Annotated in this window: 28 protein-coding genes; 12 read left to right on the top strand and 16 right to left on the bottom strand. The window is 65.2% G+C overall.

What is annotated here, in order from left to right:
- Positions 1 to 2: 2 nt before the first annotated feature.
- The gene (locus tag D2N39_RS13525) at positions 3 to 383 is read right to left on the bottom strand and encodes a cell division protein ZapA (RefSeq protein WP_119135310.1); all 381 of its coding nucleotides are present in this window, start codon (positions 381 to 383) and stop codon (positions 3 to 5) included.
- Positions 376 to 912: a hypothetical protein gene (locus tag D2N39_RS13520; RefSeq protein ID WP_119135309.1), complete on the bottom strand. Its 537-nt coding sequence runs from the start codon at positions 910 to 912 to the stop codon at positions 376 to 378. The genes D2N39_RS13525 and D2N39_RS13520 overlap by 8 nt, the downstream gene beginning before the upstream one ends.
- Positions 913 to 1164: 252 nt before the next feature.
- Here D2N39_RS13520 and tkt point away from each other — a divergent pair, with 252 nt between their 5' ends.
- Entirely contained in the window at positions 1165 to 3180 is a 2016-nt protein-coding gene (tkt, locus tag D2N39_RS13515) for a transketolase (RefSeq protein ID WP_119135308.1), read from the top strand.
- A gap of 53 nt (positions 3181 to 3233) precedes the next feature.
- Here tkt and D2N39_RS13510 read toward each other — a convergent pair whose 3' ends face one another.
- Complete coding sequence (locus D2N39_RS13510; RefSeq protein WP_054303726.1) at positions 3234 to 3698, bottom strand: Lrp/AsnC family transcriptional regulator; 465 nt, start codon at positions 3696 to 3698, stop codon at positions 3234 to 3236.
- Between the two features lie 143 nt (positions 3699 to 3841).
- Here D2N39_RS13510 and D2N39_RS13505 point away from each other — a divergent pair, with 143 nt between their 5' ends.
- From D2N39_RS13505 to D2N39_RS13485, 5 genes are read left to right on the top strand one after another with little or no spacing between them, the layout of a single operon-like run.
- The gene (locus D2N39_RS13505; protein WP_054303689.1) at positions 3842 to 4141 is read left to right on the top strand and encodes a DUF2849 domain-containing protein; all 300 of its coding nucleotides are present in this window, start codon (positions 3842 to 3844) and stop codon (positions 4139 to 4141) included.
- A 32-nt stretch (positions 4142 to 4173) separates the two neighbouring features.
- Positions 4174 to 5844, top strand: a complete 1671-nt coding sequence (locus tag D2N39_RS13500; RefSeq protein WP_119135307.1) for a nitrite/sulfite reductase — start codon at positions 4174 to 4176, stop codon at positions 5842 to 5844.
- Positions 5834 to 6595 carry a phosphoadenylyl-sulfate reductase gene (locus D2N39_RS13495; protein WP_119135306.1) on the top strand — a complete coding sequence of 254 codons (762 nt, stop codon included), beginning with the start codon at positions 5834 to 5836 and terminating at the stop codon, positions 6593 to 6595. Before D2N39_RS13500 ends, D2N39_RS13495 begins: the two co-directional genes overlap by 11 nt.
- Positions 6592 to 6993 (top strand): DUF934 domain-containing protein, encoded by a 402-nt coding sequence (locus D2N39_RS13490; RefSeq protein ID WP_119135305.1) that lies wholly within the window; start codon positions 6592 to 6594, stop codon positions 6991 to 6993. The genes D2N39_RS13495 and D2N39_RS13490 overlap by 4 nt, the downstream gene beginning before the upstream one ends.
- Positions 6994 to 7044: 51 nt before the next feature.
- Entirely contained in the window at positions 7045 to 7869 is an 825-nt protein-coding gene (locus tag D2N39_RS13485; RefSeq protein WP_119135304.1) for a ferredoxin--NADP reductase, read from the top strand.
- 72 nt (positions 7870 to 7941) lie between these two features.
- Here the strand turns inward: D2N39_RS13485 and D2N39_RS13480 are convergent, their stop codons facing one another.
- Entirely contained in the window at positions 7942 to 8832 is an 891-nt protein-coding gene (locus D2N39_RS13480) for a translation initiation factor 3 (protein ID WP_119135303.1), read from the bottom strand.
- A 249-nt stretch (positions 8833 to 9081) separates the two neighbouring features.
- On the opposite strand from D2N39_RS13480, the gene infC reads away from it, so the two are divergent.
- Complete coding sequence (gene infC, locus D2N39_RS13475) at positions 9082 to 9570, top strand: translation initiation factor IF-3 (protein ID WP_229825139.1); 489 nt, start codon at positions 9082 to 9084, stop codon at positions 9568 to 9570.
- A gap of 51 nt (positions 9571 to 9621) precedes the next feature.
- On the opposite strand, the gene D2N39_RS13470 is transcribed toward infC, so the two are convergent.
- The 3 genes from D2N39_RS13470 to D2N39_RS13460 form a co-directional block, all read right to left on the bottom strand.
- Positions 9622 to 10617 carry a molybdopterin-binding domain-containing protein gene (locus tag D2N39_RS13470; RefSeq protein WP_119135302.1) on the bottom strand — a complete coding sequence of 332 codons (996 nt, stop codon included), beginning with the start codon at positions 10615 to 10617 and terminating at the stop codon, positions 9622 to 9624.
- Entirely contained in the window at positions 10617 to 11603 is a 987-nt protein-coding gene (locus D2N39_RS13465) for an XdhC family protein (protein WP_119135301.1), read from the bottom strand. The genes D2N39_RS13470 and D2N39_RS13465 overlap by 1 nt, the downstream gene beginning before the upstream one ends.
- A 250-nt stretch (positions 11604 to 11853) precedes the next feature.
- Entirely contained in the window at positions 11854 to 13593 is a 1740-nt protein-coding gene (locus tag D2N39_RS13460; RefSeq protein ID WP_119135300.1) for an OmpA family protein, read from the bottom strand.
- Between the two features lie 288 nt (positions 13594 to 13881).
- Between D2N39_RS13460 and rpsF the strand changes: the two genes are divergently transcribed.
- From rpsF to rplI, 3 genes are read left to right on the top strand one after another with little or no spacing between them, the layout of a single operon-like run.
- Positions 13882 to 14313, top strand: coding sequence for a 30S ribosomal protein S6 (gene rpsF, locus D2N39_RS13455; protein ID WP_119135299.1), 432 nt, complete (start codon positions 13882 to 13884; stop codon positions 14311 to 14313).
- Between the two features lie 24 nt (positions 14314 to 14337).
- Entirely contained in the window at positions 14338 to 14565 is a 228-nt protein-coding gene (rpsR, locus tag D2N39_RS13450) for a 30S ribosomal protein S18 (protein WP_023666208.1), read from the top strand.
- Between the two features lie 12 nt (positions 14566 to 14577).
- Entirely contained in the window at positions 14578 to 15147 is a 570-nt protein-coding gene (gene rplI / locus D2N39_RS13445; protein WP_119135298.1) for a 50S ribosomal protein L9, read from the top strand.
- A gap of 73 nt (positions 15148 to 15220) precedes the next feature.
- Here rplI and hisI read toward each other — a convergent pair whose 3' ends face one another.
- Complete coding sequence (hisI, locus tag D2N39_RS13440; protein ID WP_119135297.1) at positions 15221 to 15580, bottom strand: phosphoribosyl-AMP cyclohydrolase; 360 nt, start codon at positions 15578 to 15580, stop codon at positions 15221 to 15223.
- A 66-nt stretch (positions 15581 to 15646) separates the two neighbouring features.
- Here hisI and D2N39_RS13435 point away from each other — a divergent pair, with 66 nt between their 5' ends.
- A complete protein-coding gene (locus tag D2N39_RS13435; RefSeq protein WP_119135296.1) occupies positions 15647 to 16087 on the top strand; it encodes an iron-sulfur cluster assembly scaffold protein in 441 nt (146 codons plus the stop codon).
- Between the two features lie 140 nt (positions 16088 to 16227).
- Here the strand turns inward: D2N39_RS13435 and D2N39_RS23580 are convergent, their stop codons facing one another.
- The 5 genes from D2N39_RS23580 to sciP all read right to left on the bottom strand — a co-directional run bounded on the left by D2N39_RS23580 (position 16228) and on the right by sciP (position 21965).
- Complete coding sequence (locus D2N39_RS23580; protein WP_267899581.1) at positions 16228 to 16350, bottom strand: hypothetical protein; 123 nt, start codon at positions 16348 to 16350, stop codon at positions 16228 to 16230.
- A gap of 134 nt (positions 16351 to 16484) precedes the next feature.
- Positions 16485 to 18569, bottom strand: a complete 2085-nt coding sequence (gene recG / locus D2N39_RS13430) for an ATP-dependent DNA helicase RecG (protein ID WP_119135295.1) — start codon at positions 18567 to 18569, stop codon at positions 16485 to 16487.
- Entirely contained in the window at positions 18566 to 20815 is a 2250-nt protein-coding gene (gene ligA, locus D2N39_RS13425; RefSeq protein WP_233557154.1) for an NAD-dependent DNA ligase LigA, read from the bottom strand. The genes recG and ligA overlap by 4 nt, the downstream gene beginning before the upstream one ends.
- Before the next feature lie 60 nt (positions 20816 to 20875).
- The gene (gene ctrA / locus D2N39_RS13420) at positions 20876 to 21589 is read right to left on the bottom strand and encodes a response regulator transcription factor CtrA (RefSeq protein ID WP_119135294.1); all 714 of its coding nucleotides are present in this window, start codon (positions 21587 to 21589) and stop codon (positions 20876 to 20878) included.
- Positions 21590 to 21686: 97 nt separating this feature from the next.
- Positions 21687 to 21965, bottom strand: coding sequence for a CtrA inhibitor SciP (sciP, locus tag D2N39_RS13415; protein ID WP_119135293.1), 279 nt, complete (start codon positions 21963 to 21965; stop codon positions 21687 to 21689).
- 129 nt (positions 21966 to 22094) lie between these two features.
- Between sciP and mnmA the strand changes: the two genes are divergently transcribed.
- Positions 22095 to 23231 carry a tRNA 2-thiouridine(34) synthase MnmA gene (gene mnmA / locus D2N39_RS13410; protein ID WP_119135292.1) on the top strand — a complete coding sequence of 379 codons (1137 nt, stop codon included), beginning with the start codon at positions 22095 to 22097 and terminating at the stop codon, positions 23229 to 23231.
- On the opposite strand, the gene lpxB is transcribed toward mnmA, so the two are convergent.
- Genes lpxB through lpxA form a run of 3 tightly spaced genes read right to left on the bottom strand, consistent with a single transcriptional unit; the run spans position 23228 to position 25937 of the window.
- A complete protein-coding gene (lpxB, locus tag D2N39_RS13405) occupies positions 23228 to 24352 on the bottom strand; it encodes a lipid-A-disaccharide synthase (protein WP_119135291.1) in 1125 nt (374 codons plus the stop codon). The genes mnmA and lpxB overlap by 4 nt on opposite strands.
- On the bottom strand, positions 24349 to 25152 hold the full coding sequence (locus tag D2N39_RS13400; RefSeq protein ID WP_119135290.1) for an LpxI family protein: 804 nt from the start codon (positions 25150 to 25152) through the stop codon (positions 24349 to 24351). The genes lpxB and D2N39_RS13400 overlap by 4 nt, the downstream gene beginning before the upstream one ends.
- The gene (gene lpxA / locus D2N39_RS13395) at positions 25149 to 25937 is read right to left on the bottom strand and encodes an acyl-ACP--UDP-N-acetylglucosamine O-acyltransferase (RefSeq protein ID WP_119135289.1); all 789 of its coding nucleotides are present in this window, start codon (positions 25935 to 25937) and stop codon (positions 25149 to 25151) included. Before lpxA ends, D2N39_RS13400 begins: the two co-directional genes overlap by 4 nt.
- Positions 25938 to 25941: the final 4 nt, after the last annotated feature.

Here is a 25941-nt window from a genome sequence, read left to right as displayed (position 1 = left end):
TACTAGCCCGCAGCCGGGGCTTTTTCGTCCAGCTTCTGCGCCAGCGCCTCGGCCCGCGCGGCAATCTCGGCCAGCGTTTCCTCCACCTGCGGCGGGATCACCGGCACCTCGATCCGCTGCGGCTCGGGCACTGGCCTTGCCTCAAGCTCGGCCAGACGGGACTTCAGGGCGCGCATCTCGTCTTCCAGCGCGGCGGTCTTGTCGGCCAGCATCAGCCCGGCCATAAGCAGCATCCGCCCTTCCGGCAACCGGCCCATCTGCGCGATAAGCGGCTGCGCCTCGGCATCCAGCATCGCAGCGGCGGACCGCAGGAAATGTTCTTCCCCCGCCTGACAGGCAACGGCGAAACTGCGGCCCGCAATGGTGATCTCGACCTCAGGCATCGGTGGCCTCCTTCTCGTCTTCGCTGTCTTGTGCGGCCTCCTGCACGATGGGGCCGATCTCGGACAGCAACTCGGCCAGTTCCGCCGCCTCGGCCGCGCGTTCCGAGCGCAGCGATTCCAGCTCGGCCAGCATGGCCTTGTTGATCAGATGCGCCTCGACCTTTTCCTGTGCCTCTTCGCGCAAGCTCCGCAGCGCCTCGCGCAGCTGGATCATGTTCTTCTTCATCCGCTGGCTTTCCAGCCCCTGAACATCAAGCTGACGGGTCAGTTCCGCCACCCGTTGTTCCAGCGCCGCGCCGGCCTTGCCGTCCCGCGCCTTCACGGCACGCAGCCGTGCGGTCAGTTGCGCATTGGCGGTGCGCTCGGCCTCCAGCGCCTCGCGCAACTGCACAACCTCTTCCGAAGCGGAGGCCACCTCCCCGGCAGCGGCAGTTTCAGCCGCCCCCGCAGCGCGAAGCTGGTCAATCCCTGTTCCGATCCGTGTCAGCGCCGCGGAAATGCGCCGCTCCAGCTCTGCCAAATCGTTCATGTCGTTCTGCCCTTGCTTGCCGTCTTGCCGACGTTTGGCCCGATCCCTTCGCCTTGCACGCGAATCGCCCCGGCTCATCGTTTCATTCAATCTTAGCGCAAACATCGGCGGGAATGTGCCCCCAAAACGGCAGTTGCTTTCCAGCCAAGGACTTGCAGACAAAAGGCTGCGCCAAAGCCCCTCGAAGCTTGATCTTGCCCGTCGGGCTGATATGGACCAAGGCGAACCGACGCAACAACGAGGATTCTCGCCGTGGATATTGCGAGCCTGCGCGCCAAGCACCCCGACCACTGGAAGAAAGCCTGCGCCATCCGGGTGCTGACACTCGACGCAGTGGCCGCGGCCAATTCCGGCCATTCCGGCATGCCCATGGGCATGGCCGATGTGGCGACGGTGCTGTTCGAAAAGCACCTGAATTTCGACCCGGCCGATCCGAAATGGCCCAACCGCGACCGCTTTATCCTGTCGGCGGGCCATGGCTCGATGCTGATCTACAGCCTGCTGCACCTGACGGGTTACAAGCAGGCGAGCCTTGAGGAACTGAAGAATTTCCGCCAGTGGGGCGCCCGCACGGCAGGCCACCCAGAATTCGGCCATATGGAAGGGGTGGAAACCACCACCGGCCCGCTGGGTCAGGGGATCGCCAATGCCGTGGGCTTCGCCATGGCCGAGGAAAGCCTGCGCGCCCGCTGGGGCGCGAAGGTGATGGATCACTACACCTATGTCATCGCAGGTGATGGCTGCCTGATGGAAGGTGTGAGCCAGGAAGCCATCGGCATCGCGGGCAAGCAGCAGCTTTCCCGCCTGATCGTGCTGTGGGACAACAACGGCATCACCATCGACGGCAAGGTCGAACTGTCGGATGTGACCGACCAGAAGGCACGCTTTGCTGCCTCGGGCTGGGATGTGTTTGAATGCGACGGCCACGACCCGGTAGAGATCGACGCCGCGCTGGACAAGGCCAAACGCTCGCCCCGCCCGGCGATGATCGCCTGCAAGACGCATATCGCGCTGGGGTCGTCGGCGCAGGACACGTCGAAAGGCCATGGCGCGCTGACTGACAAGCAGTTGATCGCCGACACCCGCGCCGCCTATGGCTGGGAGCATGATCCGTTCGAGATCCCGGCCGATGTGAAAGCCGCATGGGAGGCCATCGGTGGCCGGGGCGCCGCCACCCGCGCCGAATGGGCAGCCCGTCTGGCCGCGCTCCCGGCGGGCAAACAGGCCGAATTCGCCCGCATCTTCGCAGGTGACCCGGCGCCGAAGCTGGTGTCGGCCATCCGTGGCGTGAAGAAGGCCGCAGTCGAGACGCCGAAAAAACTGGCAACCCGCTCGGCTTCCGAGGTGGTGTTGGCAGCGGTGAACCCGATCGCGCAGGAAACCGTGGGCGGTTCGGCAGACCTGACCGGCTCGAACAACACCAAGACCGCCGATCTGGGCGTGTTCGATCCGACGAACCGCAAGGGCCGTTACGTCTACTGGGGCATCCGCGAACACGGCATGGCGGCGGCGATGAACGGCATGGCGCTGCATGGCGGCGTGCGGCCCTATTCGGGCACCTTCATGGCCTTCACCGATTACGCCCGCCCCTCGATGCGGCTTTCGGCGCTGATGGGCATTCCGGTGGTCTATGTGATGACGCATGATTCCATCGGTCTGGGCGAGGATGGCCCGACCCACCAGCCGGTCGAGCATCTGGCGATTTCGCGCGCGACGCCGAACACCTGGGTGTTCCGCCCCGCCGATCTGGTCGAGGTGGCCGAGGCCTGGGAACTGGCACTATCGTCGAAAACCACGCCGAGCGTGATGGCGCTCAGCCGTCAGGGTCTGGCCCCGGTGCGGACCGCGCATACCAACCAGAACCTGTCGGCGCGCGGTGCCTATGTGCTGGCCGAAGCCACCGGCAAGCGTCAGGTCATCCTGATCGCCACCGGGTCCGAGGTCGAAATCGCCATGCAGGCCCGCGCCAAGCTGGAAGCCGAAGGCATCGGCACCCGCGTCGTCTCCATGCCCTGCATGGAACTGTTCGCCGCGCAGGACGAGGCCTATCGCAAGAAGGTGCTGCCCGCCGGTCCGGTGCGCGTCGCCATCGAGGCGGGCGTGCGTCAGGGCTGGGACCGCTGGCTTTTGGGCGAGCGCGGCAAAGAGGCCAAGGCGGCTTTCGTCGGCATGTCCTCCTTCGGCGCCTCTGCCCCGGCAGAGCGGCTTTATCAGGAGTTCGGCATCACTGCCGACAATGCCGTGGCGCAGGCCAAAGCCCTGCTCTGATCGCGGTTTGAAATCGCGGAACGGCGGCCCCATGCTGGGCCGCCGTTTGCATTTCAGCCCAGCGGCAGTGCCGTCGTCGCCTTGATTTCCTCCATCGACAGCAGCGCCGTGACGTTGTGGATTTTTACCTGCGAGATCAGCGCCTGATAGAAGGTGTCATAGGCCCGCGCGTTCTTCACCCGGACCTTCAGGATATAGTCGATATCGCCCGCCAGCCGATGCGCCTCCAGCACCTCGGGGCGTTCGCGCAGGGTTTGCAGGAAGCGGCGCTGCCAGTCGGCCTCGTGTTCCGATGTGCGGATCAGCACGAAAAAACAGGCCTCCAGCCCCAGCGCCTCGGGGTCAAGCAAAGCGGCCTGCCGGGTGATGACCCCGGTTTCCTTCATCTTGCGGATGCGATTCCACACCGGGGTCTTGGAAGACCCCACCTTGCGCGCGATTTCATCCAGCGATTGCTCGGCATCCTCTTGCAGTTCTGCAAGGATTTTCCTGTCCATCTCGTCCAGCCGGGCCGACATTCCCTGTTCCTCCTGTTTCGTGGAACCCCGTCCCACATCGCCGCCCACACGGAACGGATTTCCTTATCTATCCGCCCATATGGCGCGAAACTAGAAAAATATCCTATATTGCAATGCAGAAACCGCAAGTGCCGGAGGATCGAATGGCCCGCTTCACCCCGAAAGTCGTGACCGCCAATGCGCTGATCGAGGGCGATGTGATCTATCTCACCGCCGACGACCGCTGGACCCGCCTGCATCACGAGGCGGAACTGATCGAGGACGAGGCCCATGCGCAGTTGCGCCTGCTGCATGCCATGGCGCAGAAATCCGTCGCGGTGGGGGCTTATCTGGCCGATGCCAAGGCAGGCCCGAACGGCCCGGAACCCACCCATTTCCGCGAGGTGTTCCGCACCCGTGGCCCCTCCAACTACTTTCTCGGCAAGCAGGCCGAACTCGTCTGACCGCCGCAGCCAGCCAGCCCCGGACCGCCGCCATGTATAACTACTCCGAATTCGACGAATCCTTCGTGCGTGCCCGCGTGGCGCAGTTCTCTCACCAGGTGGAACGCCGCATCGACGGCAGCCTGACGGAAGAGGAATTCCGCCCGCTGCGCCTGATGAACGGGCTGTATCTGCAACTGCACGCCTACATGCTGCGCGTGGCGATCCCCTATGGCACGCTGAACCCGCGCCAGATGCGGCAACTGGCCCATATCGCCCAGACCTGGGATAAGGGCTATGGCCATTTCACCACACGGCAGAACATCCAGTTCAACTGGCCAAAGCTGTCGGATGTGCCGAAGATGCTTTCGGCGCTGGCCGATGTGGGGATGCATGCAATTCAGACCAGTGGCAATTGCGTGCGCAACGTGACGGCCGACCATTTCGCGGCTGCGGCGGCGGATGAGATCGAAGACCCCCGCCCCTATGCCGAGTTGCTGCGCCAGTGGTCCACCGACCACCCGGAATTCCAGTTCCTGCCACGCAAGTTCAAGATCGCCATTACCGGCGCCGCACAGGACCGTGCGGTGACGGCGGCGCATGACATCGGGCTGCGCATCGTGAAGAACGACGCGGGCGAAACCGGCTTTCAGGTGCTGGTGGGCGGCGGTCTGGGCCGGACGCCGATGGTCGCCATGACCGTGCGTGACTTCCTGCCTGTGGAAGATCTGCTGCCTTACGTCGAGGCAGTGCTGAGCGTCTACAATACGCTTGGCCGCCGCGACAACAAATACAAGGCCCGCATCAAGATCACCCTGCACGAGACCGGCAAGGAAGAAATCACCCGCATGATCGAGGCGCGCTTTGCCGAGTTGCGCCCGCTGTTCGGCGGCAACGATCAGGCGCTGCTGGCGGATATCCGCGAGGCTTTCGCCCCGCCCGCCTTCCGCAATGCGCCGGTCGATGCCTATGACGCCTTCTACAAGGCCGATCCGGTGTTCCGCGCCTGGGCCGATACCAACCTGGCGCAGCACCGCAATGACCAATATGCCATCGTCACGATCAGCCTGAAGGCACATGGCCAGACGCCGGGCGACGCGACCGCCGACCAGATGCGTGTCATGGCCGATCTGGCCGAGCGCTACGGCCATAACGAGCTGCGCGTCAGCCACGAACAGAACGTCATCCTGCCGCATGTCCACAAATCGGACCTGCCGGCGGTGCATGCCGCGCTGATGCAGGCGGGGCTGGGCACCGCCAATGTCGGGCTGATCTCCGACATCATCGCCTGCCCCGGCATGGATTACTGCGCGCTGGCCACCGCCCGCGCCATCCCGGTCGCGCAGGAAATCGCGACCCGCTTCGACGCGTTGAAGCTGGAACATGACGTGGGGCCGCTCAAGATCAAGATCTCGGGCTGCATCAACGCCTGCGGCCATCACCATGTCGGCCATATCGGCATTCTTGGGCTGGATCGCGCGGGGGTGGAGAATTACCAGATCACCCTTGGCGGCGACGGCACCGAAGATGCCGTGATCGGCGAGCGTGCCGGTCCGGGCTTTGCCTATGACGAGATCGTGCCCGCGATCGAACGGATTGTTCTGGCCTATCTCGACCTGCGTGAAAGCCCCGAGGAAACCTTCCTTCAGGCTTACCGCCGGGTCGGCCTGCCGCCCTTCAAGGCGGCGCTTTATCCGGGGGAAGGAAACCGGGATGCCGCGTGACACCTCCGGGCCGGTCGGCACGGTGGCCGACAGGGTCGCCGCGCTGAACGCCCGCTACCGCCATCACGGCGCGACCGCCGTGCTGGAACATGCGCTTGGCGACCCCGATCTGGGGCGCGTGGCGCTGGTGTCGTCCTTCGGGGCGGAATCGGTCGTGCTGCTGCACCTCGTTTCCGTCATCGCGCCGGAAACGCCGGTGCTGTTTGTCGATACGCGGATGCTGTTCAAGGAAACGCTGGAATATCAGCGCGAACTGGCCGAGAAACTGGCGCTTTGCGACATCCGCACCATCCGCGCGCACCCCAAAAAGGTGGAATTCGACGATCCAGACGGGACGCTGCACCAGTTCAACACCGATGCCTGCTGCGCCATCCGCAAGGTGGAGCCGCTGGAACGTGCGCTGAAGGATTTCGATGGCTGGATCACCGGGCGCAAGCGCTATCAGGGCGCGACGCGGCAAGAGGTCGAGTTCTTCGAGGCCGAGGGCGATACCCGCATCAAGGTCAACCCGCTGGCCCATTGGGGCCGCGAGGATCTTGAGGAATATATCGTCAACAACCGCCTGCCCCGGCATCCGCTGGTTGCAAAGGGCTACCCCTCCATCGGTTGCGCGCCCTGCACCAGCCCGGTGAAACCCGGCGAAGACCCGCGTGCGGGCCGCTGGCGTGGCAGCGCCAAAACCGAATGCGGCATCCATTTCATCAACGGCCGCGCCGTGCGCGGCGGCACCACCGAGGAGAACGCGGCATGAGCGTGATCGTCACCGATACCGGCTTCACCCCCGTTGCCGACAGCCAGAACCCCGGTCTTGATGCCGCCGCCACCGCGACGGCACTGGACCTTGCGCATACAGACGATCCTTCGGCGCTGGCAGACCGGCTGGAAGCGATTGCGTTGATCCGCGTCGCCTTCCCCGCCTTCAGCGATGGTCGCGCCTTCACCATCGGCCGCCGCCTGCGCATGATGGGCTACAAGGGCGAATTGCGCGCCTTCGGCCATGTCATCGCCGATCAATATGCCATGGCGCGCCGCGTCGGCTTTGACGCGGTGGAAATCCCCGACGATCTGGCAGCCCGCCAGCCCGAGCCGCAGTGGAAATTCCGCGCCGACTGGCAGGCCCATGACTATCAGTCGCGGCTGCGTGCCTGAATCCGGGCTTTCCTCTGGCCTCCACCTGACATATTCAGGATTTGATATTCCATGACCGAGCAAAAACCCGTGTCCGATACCGCCGCGACCAAAGTCCACCTGCCCGACGCGCAGACCGTGCTGTCGGTGAAGCACTGGACCGATGCCCTGTTTTCCTTCCGCGTCAGCCGTCCGCAGACCCTGCGCTTCCGGTCCGGCGAGTTCGTGATGATCGGCCTGATGGGCGACAATGGCAAACCCTTGCTCCGCGCCTATTCCATCGCCTCGCCCAACTGGGACGAGGAGCTGGAGTTCTATTCGATCAAGGTGCCGGATGGCCCGCTGACCTCGAAGCTGCAACATATCCAGCCGGGGGACGAAATCATCCTGCGCCCCAAACCCGTGGGCACGCTGGTGCATGACGCGCTGCTGCCGGGCAAGCGGGTGTGGTTCCTTGCCACCGGCACCGGCATCGCGCCTTTTGCCAGCCTGATGCGCGACCCGGAAACCTACGAGAAATACGAAGAAGTGGTGATGATGCACACCTGCCGCACCGTGGCCGAGCTGGAATATGGCCGGCAACTGGTGGAAGGGCTGCATGACGACCCGCTGATCGGCGAGATGGTGGCGGGCAAGCTGAAATACTACCCCACCACCACGCGCGAGGCGTTCCACCATACCGGCCGGATCACCGACAACCTGTCGTCGGGCAAAGTCTTTGCTGATCTGGGGCTGGCGCCGATGGACCGCGAACATGACCGCGCCATGGTCTGCGGCAGCCTTGCCTTCAACAAGGACGTAATGGCCGTTCTGGAAAGCTTCGGCCTGCGCGAAGGTGCCAATTCGGAACCGCGCGAATATGTGGTGGAAAAGGCTTTCGTCGGCGATGGCGTGTAAGCATCGCCTCGCAAACCATTGGAAACAAAAACGCCGCGCGGGTCTCGCGCGGCGTTTTCATTCGAGCGGAGATTACATCCCCAACGCGGCTTTCACCTGCTTCAGCGCCGCATCCACCAGCGCCGGGTTCTTCGCCGCACCATCCACCGCCGCCTTCAGCGCGGCCTTGGTGCCATCGTCCAGGGCCGAGGCGTCGATCAGGCCATTGATTTTCGTCGCATCAAACGTCGCCGGATCGAAGGCATTGGCGGTATCGGCCACTGCTTCGGCGGCGGCGTCATTCGCTGCGGCTGCGGCATCGTTGGCGGCAGCCGCCGCATCCTGCGCGGCATCCGCGGTATCGCCAGCGGTGCTATCCACGGCAGCGGCAGCGCTTTCGGCCGCGCCTTCCACCGCATCGGCAGCGGTATCGGCAACGGTTGCAGCCGCCTCACCCGCCTGTTCGGTGACCGCTGCTGCCGCGTCGCCCGCAGCTTCGGTTGCCGAATCCACGGCCTGCCCGGCCGTTTCGGCGGCGCCGGTGGCAGCCGACGTGGCCGCGCTGGTCGCGGCTTCCGCCGCCTGTTTCGCAGCTTCCGCCGCGCCGGTGGCCGCTTCGGTCGCGGCGGCCGTTGCATCTTCGACCGCGCCGGTCACCTGACCTGCTGCCTCGCTGGCGGCCTCGGATGCTGCCTCAACCGCCTGGGCCGCAGCCTCGCCTGCCTGTTCGGTGGCCGCTGCCGCCGCATTCGCAGCCTCGGCCGCAGCGCGCGCCGCATCCTCGCCCGCGCCTTCCACGGCATCGGCAGCCGCTTCAGTCGCGCTGGCAGCCTCGGTCGCAGCGGTTGCAGCGGCGGACTGGGCGGCTTCGGTTGCGGTTTCGGCGGCTTTTTCAGCCTCGCTCGGCGTCTGTTGGCCGAAGAAATAGTAGCCCGCCGCCGCTGCCGCGACGACCACACCGCCAATGATGACCTTGCTGTTCATGTCCGTGTCCCTTCCTGTCGCGCCGAAAACTGGCACTCCCGCCCCAGATGGGGGTTTGGACGCGGAATTTGAAGGGGAAAATGCCGTCCGCCGCGCCAGTGCCCGCCCCGATGACGCGATACCGCCGAATCCGGTTGAACTGCCCGGTCCGGGGGACTATTTTGCGCACGTTATTCCAATGGCAGAAGGACCGAAGCCATAGCCCGCAGACCCCACAACGCCCCGCCGCAACGCGATACGGGCCCCCGTGTGAACGACCGCATCCGCGCGCCGGAAATCCGCCTCATCGGCGCAGATGGCGAAAATGTCGGCGTCGTGACGCCCGCCCGCGCCCTTGCCATGGCGGAAGAAGCCGGGCTTGATCTGGTCGAGATTTCGCCCAACGCGGAACCCCCGGTCTGCAAGATCATGGACTTCGGCAAGTTCAAATACGAACAGCAGAAGCGTGAGGCCGAGGCCCGCAAGAAGCAGAAGATCATCGAGATCAAGGAAATCAAGTTCCGTCCCGGCACTGATGACCACGACTATAACGTCAAGATGAAAGCGGTGCTGAAGTTCCTTGGCGAAGGCGACAAGGTGAAGATCACCCTGCGCTTCCGTGGCCGCGAAATGGCCCACCAGGAGCTTGGCCTTGAACTGCTGAACCGGGTTGCCGCCGATGTGGTGGAGGCCGGTAAGGTCGAATCCATGCCCAAGCTGGAAGGCCGGCAGATGGTGATGATGATCGCGCCAAAATAAGCGCGATCACGGATCGGCAGAAGATGTGCGGGGGCCCTTCGGCCCCCGTTCTTATTCTGGTGCTTCGCGCAGCCGCCCCCGCGCGGCGATTTCCTTCAGAAGGCCGCCGACACCCATCCGGGCAATGTCAGCCGCCCCGACCGGCAAGCCGCAGATCACCCGCTCCAGCACCCAGTCCGCCCCGTTCAGCGCGGGCGAACGCGCGCAGCCCGGCAGACCGATCACCGGGCGGCCATGCAACGCGCCGATGAACAGCAGGTTCCCCGGATCGACCGGCATCCCATACCGCTCCAGCCGCCCACCCGCAGCCAAGAGTGCGGCGGGCGCGACATCGGCAGGGTCCGATGTGGCCGAAGCGGTGAGGATGAACAGGATTTCCGCATCCGTTTCCGCAAGCGCCTCGGCCAGAGGCGCGGCCCGGTGGGGCACGATGCGGCGCGGAGCCAGTGTGACACCCAGCCGCCGTAACCGCAGCGCCAGCGCCTCGCGCCCTTTTGGCGCCGGGGGGGCGGCGCCGGGCAATACGGTTTCGATCAGCGCCGCCCGCGCCAGCACGGGGGAGGCAAGATGCAGCGCCCCCGCCGCATGGGCGCAGGCCGCCTCCAGCGCAGATTCGGGCACGGCATAGGAAATGATCTTGACCGTCGCCACCATGCTGCGCGACTCGACCCGCGCCAGATCGGGCAACGTGGCCAGCGTGATCATAGGATGCACCGCATTCAGCGCGTCGATCCGGGCGGCATCGGCCCGCAACAGGCCCGGCCCCATCGCGTGCAGGTTCACCCGCCCCGTTGCCGCCCCGCCCCCGCGCAGCCCCTCGGCCCCGGACAGTAGTGCGGCGGCGAGCCGGGCCGCCGCAGCATTCTCGCCGATCTCGCCGGGTTCGGGGCGGGCCACGATCACCTCGGCCAGCCCCGCGGCAGCCAGCCGCACCACCGCCGCCGCGTCCAGCCGCGCGCCCTTCGGCAGGGGGCCGTCCGCCGTATCCACCCGATGCGCCAGAATGGCCCCTTCGGCTTCGGCCAATGGCACAGGCCCGAACAGCATCAGCCGCGCCTCAGGACCTGGGTGATTTCAGCCATCACCGAAACCGCGATTTCCGCCGGGCTTTTCGCCCCGATGTCCAGCCCGACCGGCGCATGGATGCGTGCCATCTGGCCCGTGTCGAAGCCCGCCGCTGTCAGCCGCTCCACCCGTTTCGCATGAGTGCGTGTCGAGCCGAGACAGCCCAGATAGAAGGCCGGGCTGTCGAGTGTGGCACGGATTGCCGGATCATCCAGCTTGGCGTCATGGGTCAACGTCACAACCGCCGTCCGCGCATCCAGACCAAGCGCCGCCAAAGCCTCGTCCGGCCAGTCGTCATGGATCACCTCACCCGGAAACCGCGCGGCGGAACCGAAGGTTTCGCGTGGGTCTATGATACTGACATCATAGCCACAAAGCCGCGCCATCTGTGCCAGTGGCTGTGCGATATGCACGGCGCCCACAATGGCCAGCCGCAGGCCGGGGTTGTGAATGGCGATGAACCAGCCGTCCTCCTCGGGCCCGGAGCGGTCGGCACGCATCCGCGTGGCGACGGCGGCCGACAAGGGATCGCCCGGTCCGTCGATCAGACGCCGTTCCCAGCTTTCCAGATGCACGGCATAGGCCAGCGGGCGGCGGGTCGCGCGGGCAGCAACGATATCGGACAGCATGGCCTCGGACAGCGCGGCGCCCACGGGTTCCAGCAGGATGCGGATGGTGCCGCCACAGGCCAAACCCACGGCAAAGGCCGTGTCATCGCTGACCCCGAAGGTCAGAAGCCGCGGTCTGCCGTCGCGCAGCGCCTCTTCCGCCTCGGCAATCACCGCGCCTTCCACGCACCCCCCGGAAACCGACCCCATGATCGCGCCCTGCCCGTCAATGGCCAGTTGCGCACCGGGTTGGCGCGGCGCCGATCCCCATGTCTCGACCACGGTGGCCAGCACCGCCCCCCGCCCGCTGCGATGCCAGTCAAGCGCGATTTCGGGAATCTGATCGTGCCGGAATTCCATTCTGCTCTCCCGCCTGCGAACAACAGCTTGCCCCGGCGCGGGGCGGCCTGCCATGCGACGAAGGTGCCACAGCCGCGCGGGCGGCGCAGCAAAAAAGCAGGCGCCGCAGGGGGGAGGCCCGGCGGCGCCCGGTGTCCGGCCACGGCACATTGCCGGGCGGATCGCGCGGAGAAACAGGGAGAGCCCGCGCAAATGCAAAATGGCAGGGCCGAAGCCCTGCCACCTTGATCCTGGTCAAATGATCCGCGCCTCAGTTCGAGGCAAGCTGACGCATCAGCGGCGACACCATGCGCACCACCGCGCGCCGGTTGCGCGGCTCGTCCCCGCCAGAGGCAATGCGCAGTTCGCTTTCGCCATAGCCCTGCACCACCATGTTTTCAGCCGGGACGCCGAAATATTCGGTCAGCGCCAGCGCCACGCTTTCGGCCCGGCGGTCCGACAGGGCGAGGTTATAGGCCGCATCGCCCACCGCATCGGTATGCCCTTCGATCAGGAACATCTCGCCGGGGTTGTCGGCAATCATCTGCGCCATGAAGCCGCCAAGCTGCGACAGCTTTTCCGCCTCTGACGGGCGGATGGCGGCCGACCCCGATTCGAAGGTGATGTTGTCCACATCCACCGTCGGCGCCAGCGCCCGCACTTCCGGGTAGTCGCGGATCTGGGCAAGGCTGAAGGACCGCCCCGCCTCGGCGGCCCGCAGGCTCAGCATGCGCGCCCGCAGCGCCGCATCCTCGCCCGAGGTCGAAATGGCAAGACCGCCCGGCTGCGGCTTGGGCAGACGCGTCACATCCACTTCCTGCACACGGTCGCTCAGGTCGTCGATCAACAGGGTCTGGCTGCCATCGAGATTGATCCGCGCCCGGCGCAGAACCCGGCCCGAGGCATCGCGGATGGTGATGATCTGCGTGCCGTCGGGGCGGTTAACCGTCGTGCGGGTCGAGCCGTCGCGATAGGTTTCGGTCCGCACGTCGCTGCCCGGTTCGCGGATCAGCGCATCGTCGTCCTTCAGCACGACATAATCGCCATAGCCACGATCCACCACCACGCGGTCGCCGGTGTTCGACACGACCTTGTTGCCGTTCTTCAGCAGCGTGCCGACCGCCAGCGCGCCAAGCGCCAGAAGCCCGGCCTTTTCCAGCTTCGACAGGCCGCCACTGTCTTTCTTGGCTGTCTGCTGATTGCCGATCACCGGCGTATCGTAGTCACGATCCGGGTTGCGGCGATCCTCGCGGCTGACGCGGGTTTGCGTGATCTCGGGGGCATCATCGCCCGAGCGCGGCGCGCCATCGGGGATCAGGGCCGCTTCGGGCTTCGCCGGCTTGCGCGAATTGCGGCGCTTCTTGCCATCCGCCTGGGTTGCGTCGGCCTGCTTGGCCGTCGGCTCGCCCCCAAGAACATCAACGATGGCCTTGTCTTCCTCGGCACGCGGCTTGCGGGTCTTGCGCGGCTTCTGCTCCGGTGTCGCCGTCACGGTCGGCTGCGAATCCGGCACGAAAGCCTGACCCGCATTGTCACCCTGACTGCCCGGAACGCCGGACGGGATCTTGACCTGCGGCTCGTCCGCGGCCTTGACCTGTTTCTTGTCCTTCTTCTCGGCCTTGTCCTTCTTCTCAGCCTTCTTTTCCTTGGCGGGTTTCTGACCCTCGGCCTGTTTCTGCTGTTTTTTCACCGGCTCGTCCGCCGCCTTCTTTCTGGCGGGAGCGGAATTTTCCTCGGCCGCAGCCTTTTTCTTCTTCGGCTGTTCGGCACCTTCGCCATTCTTGCGCTCGGGCGAGCCGCCACCGAATTTCTCGAAGGCACGCTTCTCGCAATTCGCGGGGTTCTTCACCACGATACAGTTGGCGCCCGTGGGGCAGGCCGTCTTCTTGTCCGGCAGGCAGACCACCGTCTGCCCCTGCACCTGAACACGGGTCTGCGCGCTGAGCGCGGCGGGGTTGATGCCCGCGAGGGCGACGGCCAGCGCCGTCGTGCAGTTCAGAATGCGGTTCATGCCTATCCTCTTTCGATTCTCTGCTATTGCGCTCTATGCCAACATCCGGCGCAGAAGATGGTTCCGGTTAAACAAAAGTCCTGCCTGTTATGCCATATCACCGGCCCGCAATGCCCTGACAGCGGCAAATTCCTGCGGTCTTCCCGAACTTTGCTTGCACAAGGGCACAATCGCGTGTAATGACGCCCATCCTTCCGCATGACCCATGAACCGGCGCAGCCTCTCGTGGACGGGCCGCGGAAGGCAAAAGGCCCGCCCTATGAAATGCGCCCATGATACGGAGCTTACATGCCTCTCTACGAGCATGTCATGATTGCGCGTCAGGATCTGTCCAACGCGCAGGCAGAAGGTCTCATCGAACATTTCTCCACGGTCCTCGCGGACAACGGCGGCAAGGTCGTTGAACACGAATACTGGGGCGTCAAGACGATGGCCTACAAGATCAACAAGAACCGCAAGGGCCACTACGCCTTCCTGAAATCGGACGCGCCCGCCGCGGCCGTGCAGGAAATGGAACGCCTGATGCGCCTGCACGACGATGTTATGCGCGTGCTGACCATCAAGGTCGATGCGCATGCCGAAGGCCCGTCGGTCCAGATGCAGAAGCGCGACGAGCGCGAGCGTGGGGACCGTGGCGATCGCGGTGATCGTGGTGACCGCCCCGAGGGCGACCGTGGCGAACGCCGCGAGCGCAGCTTCGGCGGCGACCGTCGTCGTTGATCTGACAGGGAAAGGACCATCATCATGGCGAACAAACCCTTCTTCCGCCGTCGGAAAGTCTGCCCCTTCTCGGGCGACAATGCCCCGGCGATCGACTACAAGGACGTGCGTCTGCTGCAACGCTACATCAGCGAGCGTGGCAAGATCGTTCCGTCGCGCATCACCGCCGTCTCGGCGAAGAAGCAGCGTGAGCTGGCCCAGGCCATCAAGCGCGCCCGCTTCCTCGCCCTGCTGCCCTATGCCGTGAAATAAGGAGACACTTCGATGCAAGTCATCCTTCTTGAGCGTGTGGCCAAGCTGGGCCAGATGGGCGATGTGGTGAAGGTGAAGGACGGCTACGGCCGGAACTTCCTGCTGCCGCAAGGCAAGGCGCTGCGCGCCACCGACGCGAACATCAAGTCCTTCGAAGCCCGCAAGGCGCAACTCGAAGTGCAGAACCTGGAAACGAAGAAAGAAGCCGAAACCGTGGGCGCCAAGCTCGACGGTCAGGCCTTCATCGTCATCCGTTCGGCTTCGGATTCCGGCGCGCTCTATGGCTCCGTCACCACCCGTGACGTGGCTGATGCGGCGACCGAGGGCGGCTTCACCGTCGCGCGCGGTCAGGTCGTTCTGGACCGTCCGATCAAGGATCTGGGTCTGCACTCGGTGACCGTCGTTCTGCACCCCGAAGTTTCGGTGCGCATCACGATCAACGTCGCCCGTTCGACCGAAGAAGCCGAACTTCAGGCTTCGGGCAAGTCGATCCAGGAACTCGCAGCCGAAGCGGAAGCTGCGGCAGAGTTTGAGATCGCGGAACTCTTCGACGAAGTCGGCGCTGCCGCTTCGGACGAGTGATCCGACCGACAGACTGGAAAAGGCCGCGCGGGTTCCGCGCGGCCTTTTTCTTTGGCTTCAGGTTTCCTTGGCTTCAGGCGATCGGGTCAGAGGTGATGACCTCCTGCCCGTCGCGGATCGCGGTATAGAAGCACGACCGCCGGTTGGTGTGGCAGGCGGGTCCGGTCTGATCGACCTGCATCAACAGGCAATCGCGGTCACAATCGACCCGCAGTTCCACCAGACGCTGCACATGGCCCGAGGTCTCGCCCTTGGCCCAGAACCCCTGACGCGAGCGGGACCAATAGGTCACCTGCCCGGTTTCCAGCGTGCGCTTCAGACTTTCGGCATTCATCCAGGCCATCATCAGCACCTCGCCCGTGGCATGGTCCTGCGCGATGGCCGGGATCAGACCGTTCGCATCATACTTTAGGCCAGCCGGATCGAATGGCATCGGCGCCTCCTTTGCATTGCCGCAGTTGCAGGTCTATCTATGCGGGGACAGCGGCGGAGAAAAGCGATGAGCGACAGTGATCTGGTGAAACTCTACTCTGGCCGGATTCTGGCGCTGGCCGCCGACATCCCGCATCTGGGCCGCCTGCCTGCGCCACAGGGCAGCGCGCGGCGGCGTTCGCCGGTCTGCGGCTCGACCATCACCGCGGATGTGGTGATGCGAGACGGCCGCGTCGCGGAATTCGCGCAGGATGTGAAGGCCTGCGCGCTGGGTCAGGCTTCGGCCGCCGTGGTAGGTGGTGCCGCCATCGGCCGCAACCGGGCCGAGGTGGAAGCTGCGCGGGACGCGCTGCGCGCCATGCTGAAGGACGGATCGCCGCCGCCTTCGGGTGCCTTCTCCGGGTTCGAGGTCTTGCTGCCCGCGCGGGACTACAAGAACCGCCACGCCTCGATCCTGCTGGCGATCGAGGCGCTGGCAGAGGCGATCGCGGCGGCCGAGACCGCATAAAAAAACCGCCGCAGGCATGCTGCGGCGGTGAGTGGCGTGTCTGGCAGGCAGGTGCGTCGGGGACAGTGACGCGGGCATCGCTTGGGATCGATGCGCCCTTAACAGACCGCAGGCAGTGAAAAACCGGCAGTGTCGGCGATTCAGGCAAGGCCCGGCAGATTCAGGCCGACAATCAAGAGAACGAACAAAGAGATTGCGCCGACAGCATCCTCCAGCATGGTCGCGCGGGAGCGGGTGATGATGGCTTTGACTTCCTTCAGCATCGGAACCTCCTGTCGTTTGTTCCATTATTGTTCTCACACGATTCACATCCTGTAAAGAACTTTTTGAGAACATCCGTGAACATAAAGAGACAACGCCAGAACGCGCCCCAAGGTTCCAACACGGAAAGGCGAGGTTATCCCACAGAAATCAGTTTGATCGCACGATCCTGATCCAGCAACCACAGCAGCAAACGCACTGCCCGGCCGCGCGGGCTTTCCAGTTGCGGGTCTTCGCCCAGAAGTCGCCGTGCATCGCTTTGCGCGATCTCCATCAGGGCCGATTGCCGTTCCAGATCGGCGACGCGAAACCGTGGCAGGCCCGATTGCGCCGTGCCAATCAGATCGCCCGCGCCACGCATCGCCAGATCTTCTTCGGCGATGCGAAAACCGTCCTCGGTGTCGCGCAACGTGGTCAAGCGTCGCTCGCCGCCCTCGCTCAGCGGGGCCTGATACATCAACAGACAGGTCGATTCCGCCGATCCGCGCCCGACCCTGCCGCGCAGCTGGTGCAACTGCGCGAGGCCAAAGATCTCGGCCCGCTCGATCACCATGATGGAGGCATTGGGCACGTTCACCCCCACCTCGATCACCGTGGTGGCGACCAGAACGCTGGTCTCCCCGGCGACAAATCGTGCCATCGCCGCGTCCTTCTCGGCCGGTGGCATCTGGCCGTGCACCAGTCCGACACAGTCGCCAAGGGCGGCGCGCAGATGCTGAAACCGCGCCTCTGCACTGGCGTAATCCACCGTCTCGCTGTCTTCCACCAGCGGGCAAACCCAATAAGCCTGCCGTCCTTCGGTCACGGCGCGTGCCAGATGCGCCACCACCTCGTCCAGCCGCTGGGTCGAGACCATCACCGTCTTGACAGGCTTGCGCCCGGCGGGCTTCTCATCCAGCACCGATACATCCATGTCGCCATAGCTCGCCAATGCCAGACTGCGCGGGATCGGTGTGGCCGTCATCACCAGCACATCCGCCGCCGCCCCCTTGGCACCCAGCTCCATCCGCTGCGCCACGCCGAAACGGTGCTGCTCGTCGATCACCGCCAGCCGCAGGTCATGAAACTGCACATCCTTCTGGAACACCGCATGGGTGCCGACCAGAATGCCGGTTTCACCCTCGGCCAGCGCGCGCAGCTTCGCCGCACGTTCAGCCCCCTTGTCGCGTCCGGTCAGGATGTCGAGCCGCACCCCGGCCGCCTCGGCAAGGGGCCGCAGCCCCTCCAGATGCTGCCGGGCGAGGATCTCGGTCGGCGCCATCATCACGCCCTGCCCGCCCGCCTCCACCGCGACAAGAAGGGCCATCAACGCGACCAGCGTCTTGCCCGCACCGACATCGCCTTGCAACAGCCGGTTCATCCGCAGACCAGAGGCCATATCGCCCGCGATCTCGCCCACGGCCCGACTTTGCGCCCCCGTAGGTGCATAAGGAAGTGAATCCAATACCTTGCGCTGCAAGACCCCGGTTCCGACAGAGGCACGCCCCTTACCGCGCCGCGCCCGCATCCGCGCCAGCGCCAGCGTCACCTGATGGGCGAAGAGCTCATCATAAGCCAGCCGCGCCCGCGCCGGTGCCGTGGGGGCAAGATCGGCGGCACTTTCCGGAGCGTGCACCGCCGCGACTGCCGCGCGCCAGTCCGGCCAGTCCTCACGCCGTTTCAATGGGCCATCAATCCATTCCGCCAGATCCGGCGCCCGTGCGACCGCACCCTGCGCCGCCTTGGCCAGAGCCTTCTGCGTCACCCCTGCAACCAGCGGATAGACCGGCTCGAACGCCGGCAGATCGCCTGCCTCTTCCAGCCGCAGCACATGGTCGGGATGCACCATCTGCGCGATACCGTCGAACAATTCCACCCGGCCCGAAACGATACGACGCTGCCCGGTTGGCAACAGCCGCGTCAGAAAGTCGCCGCGCGCATGAAAATAGACAAGCTGGAATTCCAGCGCCGCATCCTTCACCGCCACGCGATAGGGCCGCCCTTTCTGGCGCGGCGGAAAATGGCTGCCCACCGTCACCTCGACCGTCACCACCGCAGGCGGCACCACATCGCGGACCGAGGCGCGGCGGCTGCGATCCACCCCGGAATGCGGCAGAAGGAACAGCAGGTCTTTTGGCCGTTCGACGCCCAGCCCGGCCATCGCCTTCGCCGTCTTGGGGCCAACGCCTTCCAGCGTCTCCAGATCAGCGAACAGCGGGAACAGCTCGGGCGGGCGGCTCATCCGGCCGCGCCCGCCAGGGCCAGCCACTCGTCCTCGTCAATCACCTTCACGCCCAGTTCCGACGCACGCGTGGCCTTCGACCCGGCACCCGGCCCGGCCACCAGCAGATCGGTCTTGGCACTAACCGATCCCGCAACCTTGGCCCCCAGCGCCTCGGCCCGCGCCTTGGCCTCGGCCCGTGTCATCTTTTCCAGCGTGCCGGTGAACACGACGGTCAGCCCGGCAACCGGGCTTTGCGTGGCACGCGCCTCGGGCGGCGTGATTTCGGTCAATTGCGCCACCAGATCATCGACGGCCTGCCGCTCATGCCCACCCGCCGCCAGCGTGGTCACCAGAGATGAGGCGAGAACAGCGCCAACCCCCTCAATAGACAGCATTTCTTCCCATGCCGCGCGCGCCTCGTCGCTGGCCTCAGCCATGATCTGCATACGGGCCTTCGCCACTTCGGCCCGGCGCCCGGCCTCGGCCGCAGCCACTCGCGCAGCCGTCTCGGCCTCATCTGCCTTCAGATGCAGAAGCGCGGCAGGATGCGCAGTGTCGATGGCCAACGCCAGCGCCGCCCAACTGCCGTAATGCCGGGCCAGATCCTTGGCCGCGACCTCGCCCAGATGGCGGATGCCAAGCGCGAAAAGGAAGCGTTCAAAGGCGATGCGGCGACGGTCATCAATCGCCGCGAACAGCTTTTCCGCGCTGCGTTTGCCAAAGCCGTCGCGGTTCGCAAGTTTCGCAAGATTGCGGGAATCACGGTCCTGAAGGGTGAAGATGTCCGCCGGCACACGCACAGGCAGCAGGCTGTCGGCAAAGAACATCTCAATCTGTTTCGCCCCCAGACCTTCAATGTCAAAAGCACTGCGACTGACGAAATGCTTCAGTTTTTCAATCGCCTGCGCAGGACAGATCAGCCCGCCGGTGCAGCGGCGAACCGAATCACCCGGCTCGCGGATAGCGGGGCTGCCGCATTCCGGGCAGGTTTCGGGAAAGCTGTAGGGCGCGGCCTCCTCCGGGCGCTGCGCCAGATCGACATCGGCCACCTTGGGAATCACATCGCCCGCGCGATAGACCTGCACCCAGTCGCCAACGCGAATGTCCTTGCCATCACGGATCGGCGCGCCCGAGGAATCGCGACCCGCGATGTAATCCTCGTTATGCAGCGTGGCGTTGGAGACGACGACGCCGCCCACTGTCACCGGCGTCAGCCGCGCGACCGGGCTGAGCGCGCCGGTGCGACCAACCTGAATGTCGATGGATTCGAGCCGCGTCCAGGCCAGTTCGGCAGGAAATTTATGTGCGATGGCCCAGCGGGGGGTTGCCGCGCGAAACCCAAGCCGCCGTTGCAGCGCCAGATCGTTGACCTTGTAGACAACACCGTCGATGTCATAGCCAAGGGTCGCGCGCTGCGCCTCGATGCTGCGATATTGCGCCAGCATCTCCTCAACCGTCAGGCAAAGCCGGGTCAGCGGATTGGTGCGAAACCCGAGCGCCGCCAGCCGCTCGATCGAACCGGATTGCGTTTCCGACAAAGGTTCCGACAGCGCCCCCCAAGCATAGGCAAAGAAGCTGAGCGGGCGCGAGCGGGTGATCGTGGCATCCAGTTGCCTTAGTGATCCGGCGGCGGCATTGCGCGGATTGGCGAAGGTTTTCTCGCCCGCCTCGGCCGCGCGGTCGTTCAGCGCGGCGAAATCGGCGTGCCGCATATAAACCTCGCCCCGCACCTCCAGCACTTCGGGGGCACCGATCAGCCGGTGCGGAATATCGGCGATGGTGCGTGCATTTTCGGTGACGTTTTCACCCGTTTCACCATCGCCGCGCGTCGCAGCCTGCACCAGTTCACCGCCCTCATAGCGCAGCGACAGAGACAAGCCGTCGATCTTTGGCTCGGCGGTAAAGCTCAACGGCCCCTCATGGCCCAGATAACTGCGGATGCGGGTCACGAAATCCGTCACATCCGCATCTTCAAAGGCGTTTTCAAGGCTCAGCATCCGCACTTCATGCCGGACTTTGCCAAAGCCTTCGGCCAGCGTCGCCCCGACCTGATCCGAGGGGCTGTCGGCACGCTTCAGCGTCGGGAACCGCGCCTCGATCTCAAGATTGCGGCGCTTCAGTGCATCGTAATCCGCATCGCTGATTTCCGGTGCGTCCTGACGGTGATAGGCGTCATTCGCGCGGGCAATCGCCTCGGCGAGGCGGGCCAGTTCTGCCTGTGCTTCCGCTTCGGTCATGCGATCGACGGGCTGATTTTCGGCCATGCTTTCCTCCGGCTTTGCGCCAGATTTAGGACGCCAGCCCCTCAAGGTAAAGCACGCGCCTCAGGCCCCCATCGCCAACCGCCGGTCCAGATCATCCGGCAGCGGATCGCGCAGCACATAGCCGCGGCCCCAGACGGTTTCGATATGGTTCTGCCCCCCCGTCGCCTCGGCCAGTTTCTTGCGCAGCTTGCAGATGAAGACGTCGATGATCTTCAGTTCCGGTTCATCCATGCCGCCATAAAGGTGATTGAGAAACATTTCCTTGGTCAGTGTCGTGCCCTTGCGCAGGCTCAGCAGTTCCAGCATCTGATATTCCTTGCCGGTCAGATGCACGGTCTTGCCATCCACATCCACGGTCTTGGCGTCCAGATTGACGCAGATCCGCCCCGTGCGGATCACCGATTGCGAATGGCCCTTGGAGCGTCGGATAATCGCATGGATGCGCGCCACCAGTTCCTCACGATGGAAAGGTTTGGTCATGTAGTCATCTGCACCGAAGCCAAAGCCCTTCAGCTTGCTTTCGGTATCGTCCGCACCGGAGAGAATCAGGATCGGCGTATCGACCCGCGCAAGACGCAACTGACGCAACACCTCGTGCCCGCTCATGTCCGGCAGATTGATGTCCAGCAGGATCAGATCATAGTCATAGAGCTTGGCCAGGTCGATGCCATCCTCACCCAGATCCGTGCAGTAGACGTTGAGATTCGCATGTGTCAGCATCAGTTCGATACTGCGCGACGTCGTCGGGTCATCCTCCACCAGCAAAATGCGCATCTCTGTCATCTCCGCTTCAGCGCCAAGGTTATTAACGATACTGGGGGGGCAATGGTTAACTAGCGGTTACTGTGACATAGGCCGCACGGAAAACAATCTAAAGTTGTCTACATTTCTGTATTGCCGTGACTTTCAGGGCTTTTTCGCCATGACGCTCCACCGCTTCGCGCCAAAGCGCGAATTCCTCTTCCGACAGGGCATAGCGTTCCAACGCCTCGGCCAGTGGCAAAAGCCCGTAAATCACGGCCTTGACCACGACAGCCTTGCGCGAGGCAACCCAGCGCCGCGTTTCGGCCGGGGGCAGATCGGCGCGGGTCAGGATCGAGCCGTCCGGCAGGGTAACCTGCCGCGGCCCATCGACACGTTTCAGATACATGGCACCTTCCTCTTCCATCACGGGAAGTTTCAGGCGGCAGGCTTAAGCCTTGGTGAAGCGACGGGTTGAGAGTGTCGCGCATTTTCCTATATTGCGCATAACTTTCCCCGATCCTGCCAGAGTTCCGTCATGCTGGACCATCCGCTGAATTCCCTGGGCTTCGCCAAGCCCCCTTCCGAAACCCGCGTCGTCGTCGCCATGTCCGGCGGCGTTGACAGTTCGGTGGTGGCCGCGCAGCTGAAGGAGGAGGGTTATGACGTGGTCGGCGTGACGCTGCAACTTTACGACCACGGGGCAGCGCTGGCAAAAAAGGGCGCCTGCTGTGCCGGACGTGACATCCATGATGCCCGCCGCGTGGCCGAGACCATGGGCTTTCCGCACTACGTTCTGGATTACGAGAACACCTTCCGCGAGGCGGTGATCGAGGAATTCGCCGATGCCTATCTGGCCGGCGCGACGCCTGTGCCCTGCATCCGCTGCAACGAGCGGGTGAAGTTCAAGGATCTGCTGGCCACAGCGAAGGATCTGGAGGCCGATTGCATGGCGACCGGCCATTACATCCAGCGCATGCAGGGCGCAGCGGGGCCGGAACTGCATTGCGCCGCCGATGCCAACCGCGACCAGAGCTATTTCCTGTTCTCCACCACGCCGGAACAGCTGGATTACCTGCGTTTCCCGCTGGGACATCTGGCATCAAAGGCGGAAACACGGGCACTGGCGGCGAAATACGGGCTGCCGGTGGCCGACAAGCCCGACAGTCAGGACATCTGCTTTGTCCCGAACGGCAATTATGCCGCCGTCATCGAAAAGCTGCGCCCCGGCGCGGCCGAGCCGGGCGAGATCGTCGATCTGGAGGGCCGTGTGCTGGGCACCCATCGCGGCGTGATCCATTACACCATCGGGCAGCGCAAGGGGCTGGGCATCGGTGGTCTGGGCGATCCGGTCTATGTCGTGCGGCTGGACCCTGACAGCCGCCGCGTGATCGTCGGCCCGAAAGAGGCGCTGTCCACCCGCATCATCCCGGTGCGCGACGTCAACTGGCTGGGCGATGCGCCCTTTGACAGCCGGGCGGAATGGCATGTGAACGTCAAGGTCCGCTCCACCCGCCAGCCGCGGCCTGCGGTGATCCGCCCGGTGTCCGCCACCGAAGCAGAGGTGGAACTGCTGAACCCCGAGGATGGCGTCAGCGCCGGACAAGCCTGCGTGTTCTATGCGCCGGAAGGCAGCCGCATCCTTGGCGGCGGCTGGATCTGGCGCGGGCGCTAAAGCACCGACAGCACAGACCGCGCCGCCCGCAGGCCCGGCGGCTCACCGCCCTTGCCCAGACGCTCCATCGTGAGGCGCATTGCGGCCTCCTGCGCTGCGCGCTCCGACCCTTGTACCAGAAGGGCCAGCACGGCGGGCGCAATATTTTCCGCCTGACAGGCGGGGCCGAGGAATTCCGGCACCGCCCGCGTGTCGGACACCAGATTGACCAGCGTCACCGTATCAATCAGCGCCGCGCGCTTCATCAGCCAGAAGCTGACGGGATGCAGGCGATAGGCAATGACCATGGGGCAGCCGTTGGCCGCCAGTTCCAGCGACACGGTGCCCGAGGCTGCCAGCGCCACATCTGCCGCCGCAAAAGCGCCGCGCTTGCGGGCCGGGTCCAGCACGATTTCCGGCGCGACCGGCCATTCGGCGGTGACCTCGCGCACCAGCGGTTCCAGCGTCGGCAGGGTTGGCAGCACCACGCGCAAACCCGGATGACGCGCCCGTAACAGGCCCAGCACCGCCCCCAGCACAGGGGCCAGCCGCCGCACCTCGCCCTGCCGCGAACCGGGCAAGGCCAGCAGCAGCGGGCCGCCACCTGCGAAGGCCGCGCGCTCGGCCTCACTTGCCAGCGGTTCGGCCACCACCGGATGCCCCACGAAGTCGCAGGTCATCCCCGCCGCCGTCATATAAGGCGGTTCGAAGGGCAGCAGCGCCAGAACGTGATCGACCGCCGTCGCCATCTTCGCCGCCCGGCCGGGCCGCCACGCCCAGACCGAGGGCGCGACATAGTGGATCGTCCGCAGATCGGGCCGGGCCGCCTTCACCAGCCGCGCCACGCGCAGGCAGAAATCGGGGCTGTCGATGGTGATCAACGCCCGCGCCCCGCTGGCCAGAACGGCCTCGGCGGTTTCGCGGATACGGCGCTTCAGGTGGCGGTATTTCGGCAGCACCTCGGCAATGCCCATCACCGAAAGCTCAGCCATCGGGAACAGGCTTTGCATCCCTTCGGCCTGCATCAGAGGGCCGCCCACACCGTCAAAAACGACATCCGGCGCCAGCTCCTTCAGCCCCGCCATCAACGCGGCCCCCAGACGGTCGCCGGAAGGCTCGCCCGCGACGAGGAACAGCTTCATGGCTCACGCGCCCAGAGGAACAGGCCAAGCCGATCCGCCTCGGCCACCATCGCGGCACGGTCAAGCAGGATCACCCCACCCGCCTCGAAGGCAATGCCCGCCAGCCCGGCGGCATGGGCGCGTTTCAGCGTCTCCAACCCCAGCGCCGGAAGGTCGATGCGCCGGTCCTGCGCCGGTTTCGGCGCCTTGTAAAACACGCCTTTCGCGCCATTCGGTTCAGGACGGCGGGCGGTTTGCGCCACCCAGTCCAGCATGGCATCGGTGCCCGGCAGCGCCTCGACCGCAAGGCACAGCCCCTGCGCCACCACCGCACCCTGCCCCACATCCACCGCGCCAAGTGCCGCGACAATCGCGGCGGCGCGGGCGGCATCGCGTTCATCGGCCGCCGTCGGCGCCCCGGCCAAAACCCCCGGCCCCGGCACCAGATCGGGCGCGACGTCCTGCGCGCCGACCACGGCGAAACCGGCTTCCTCGAAAATCGCAACCACATCGCGCAGCGTGGCATCGTCGCCCGCCTGCATCGCCGCCAGCAGCCGCGGCACCATCTGCGCGGTGGCCGGATCGAACAGCGAGGGGTCCAGCCGCGGCCGCTGCACCGCGCCGGCAAAGACCACGCGGCTCACGCCCGCATCCTCCAGCGCGCGCAAGAAGGGCATCAGCCGTTCCACCCGGAACACCAGATCCGCCGTCAGCCCCGAAGGCGCGAAACCGTCCAGCGCACAGACCAGAGGCGCCTGAAGCGCAGTGGCAAGGGTCGCGGGCAGATGCCCCGCACCCGCAATGATGGCAGTGCGGCTCATTTCGGGGTCAGGAAACTGCGGTCGGTCTGCGACAGGATGAAATCGGTCATCTCGCGCACATGCTGGCTGTCGGTTTCATCCGCCAGTCGGCGCGCGCGGTCGAGGAAAGACCCCTCGCCCTGCGCCAGCATCTGATAGGCGGCGCGCAGGGCAGTGATTTCCGACCGTTCGACCCCGCGCCGCTTCAGCCCCACGAGGTTCAGCCCGTCCAGCACACCACGCGGCCCTTGCACGAGACCATGCGGCAACACGTCATTCGTCACCATCGTCACCGCGCCGATGATGGCACCGCGCCCGACGCGCACCCATTGATGCACACCCGAAAGCCCGCCAATGATGACGTCATCCCCGATATGGCAATGCCCGGCGATGGCGGCCTGATTGGCCATGACAACGCGGTCACCGATGATGGCGTCGTGGCCGACATGGCTGCCGGTCATCATCAGAACATCATCGCCTACGCGCGTCACGCCGCCACCGCCCTCGGTGCCGGTATTCAATGTGGCGCCCTCGCGGATGCGGCAGCGCTTGCCGACGATCAGCCGCGTGCGCTCGCCCCGGTATTTCAGATCCTGTGGCACCTCGCCGACCACGGCGCCCGGAAAGATCACGGTGCCCTCGCCCACCTCGGTCCAGCCGGTGACCACGCCATGCGGCTTCACCACCACGCCGGGGCCAAGCGTGACCTCCGGCCCGATCACCGCGAAGGGACCGATGTCGCAGCCGGGGCCGATGACCGCGCCCGGTTCGACCACCGCCATGGGATGAATGCGCGCGTCAGCCATCCGC

The sequence above is a fragment of the Gemmobacter lutimaris genome (assembly GCF_003570715.1).
Classification (GTDB): Bacteria; Pseudomonadota; Alphaproteobacteria; order Rhodobacterales; family Rhodobacteraceae; genus Gemmobacter; species Gemmobacter lutimaris.
Note: the sequence above shows the minus strand (reverse complement) of the source record. Positions and strands in the feature narration are given on the sequence as shown.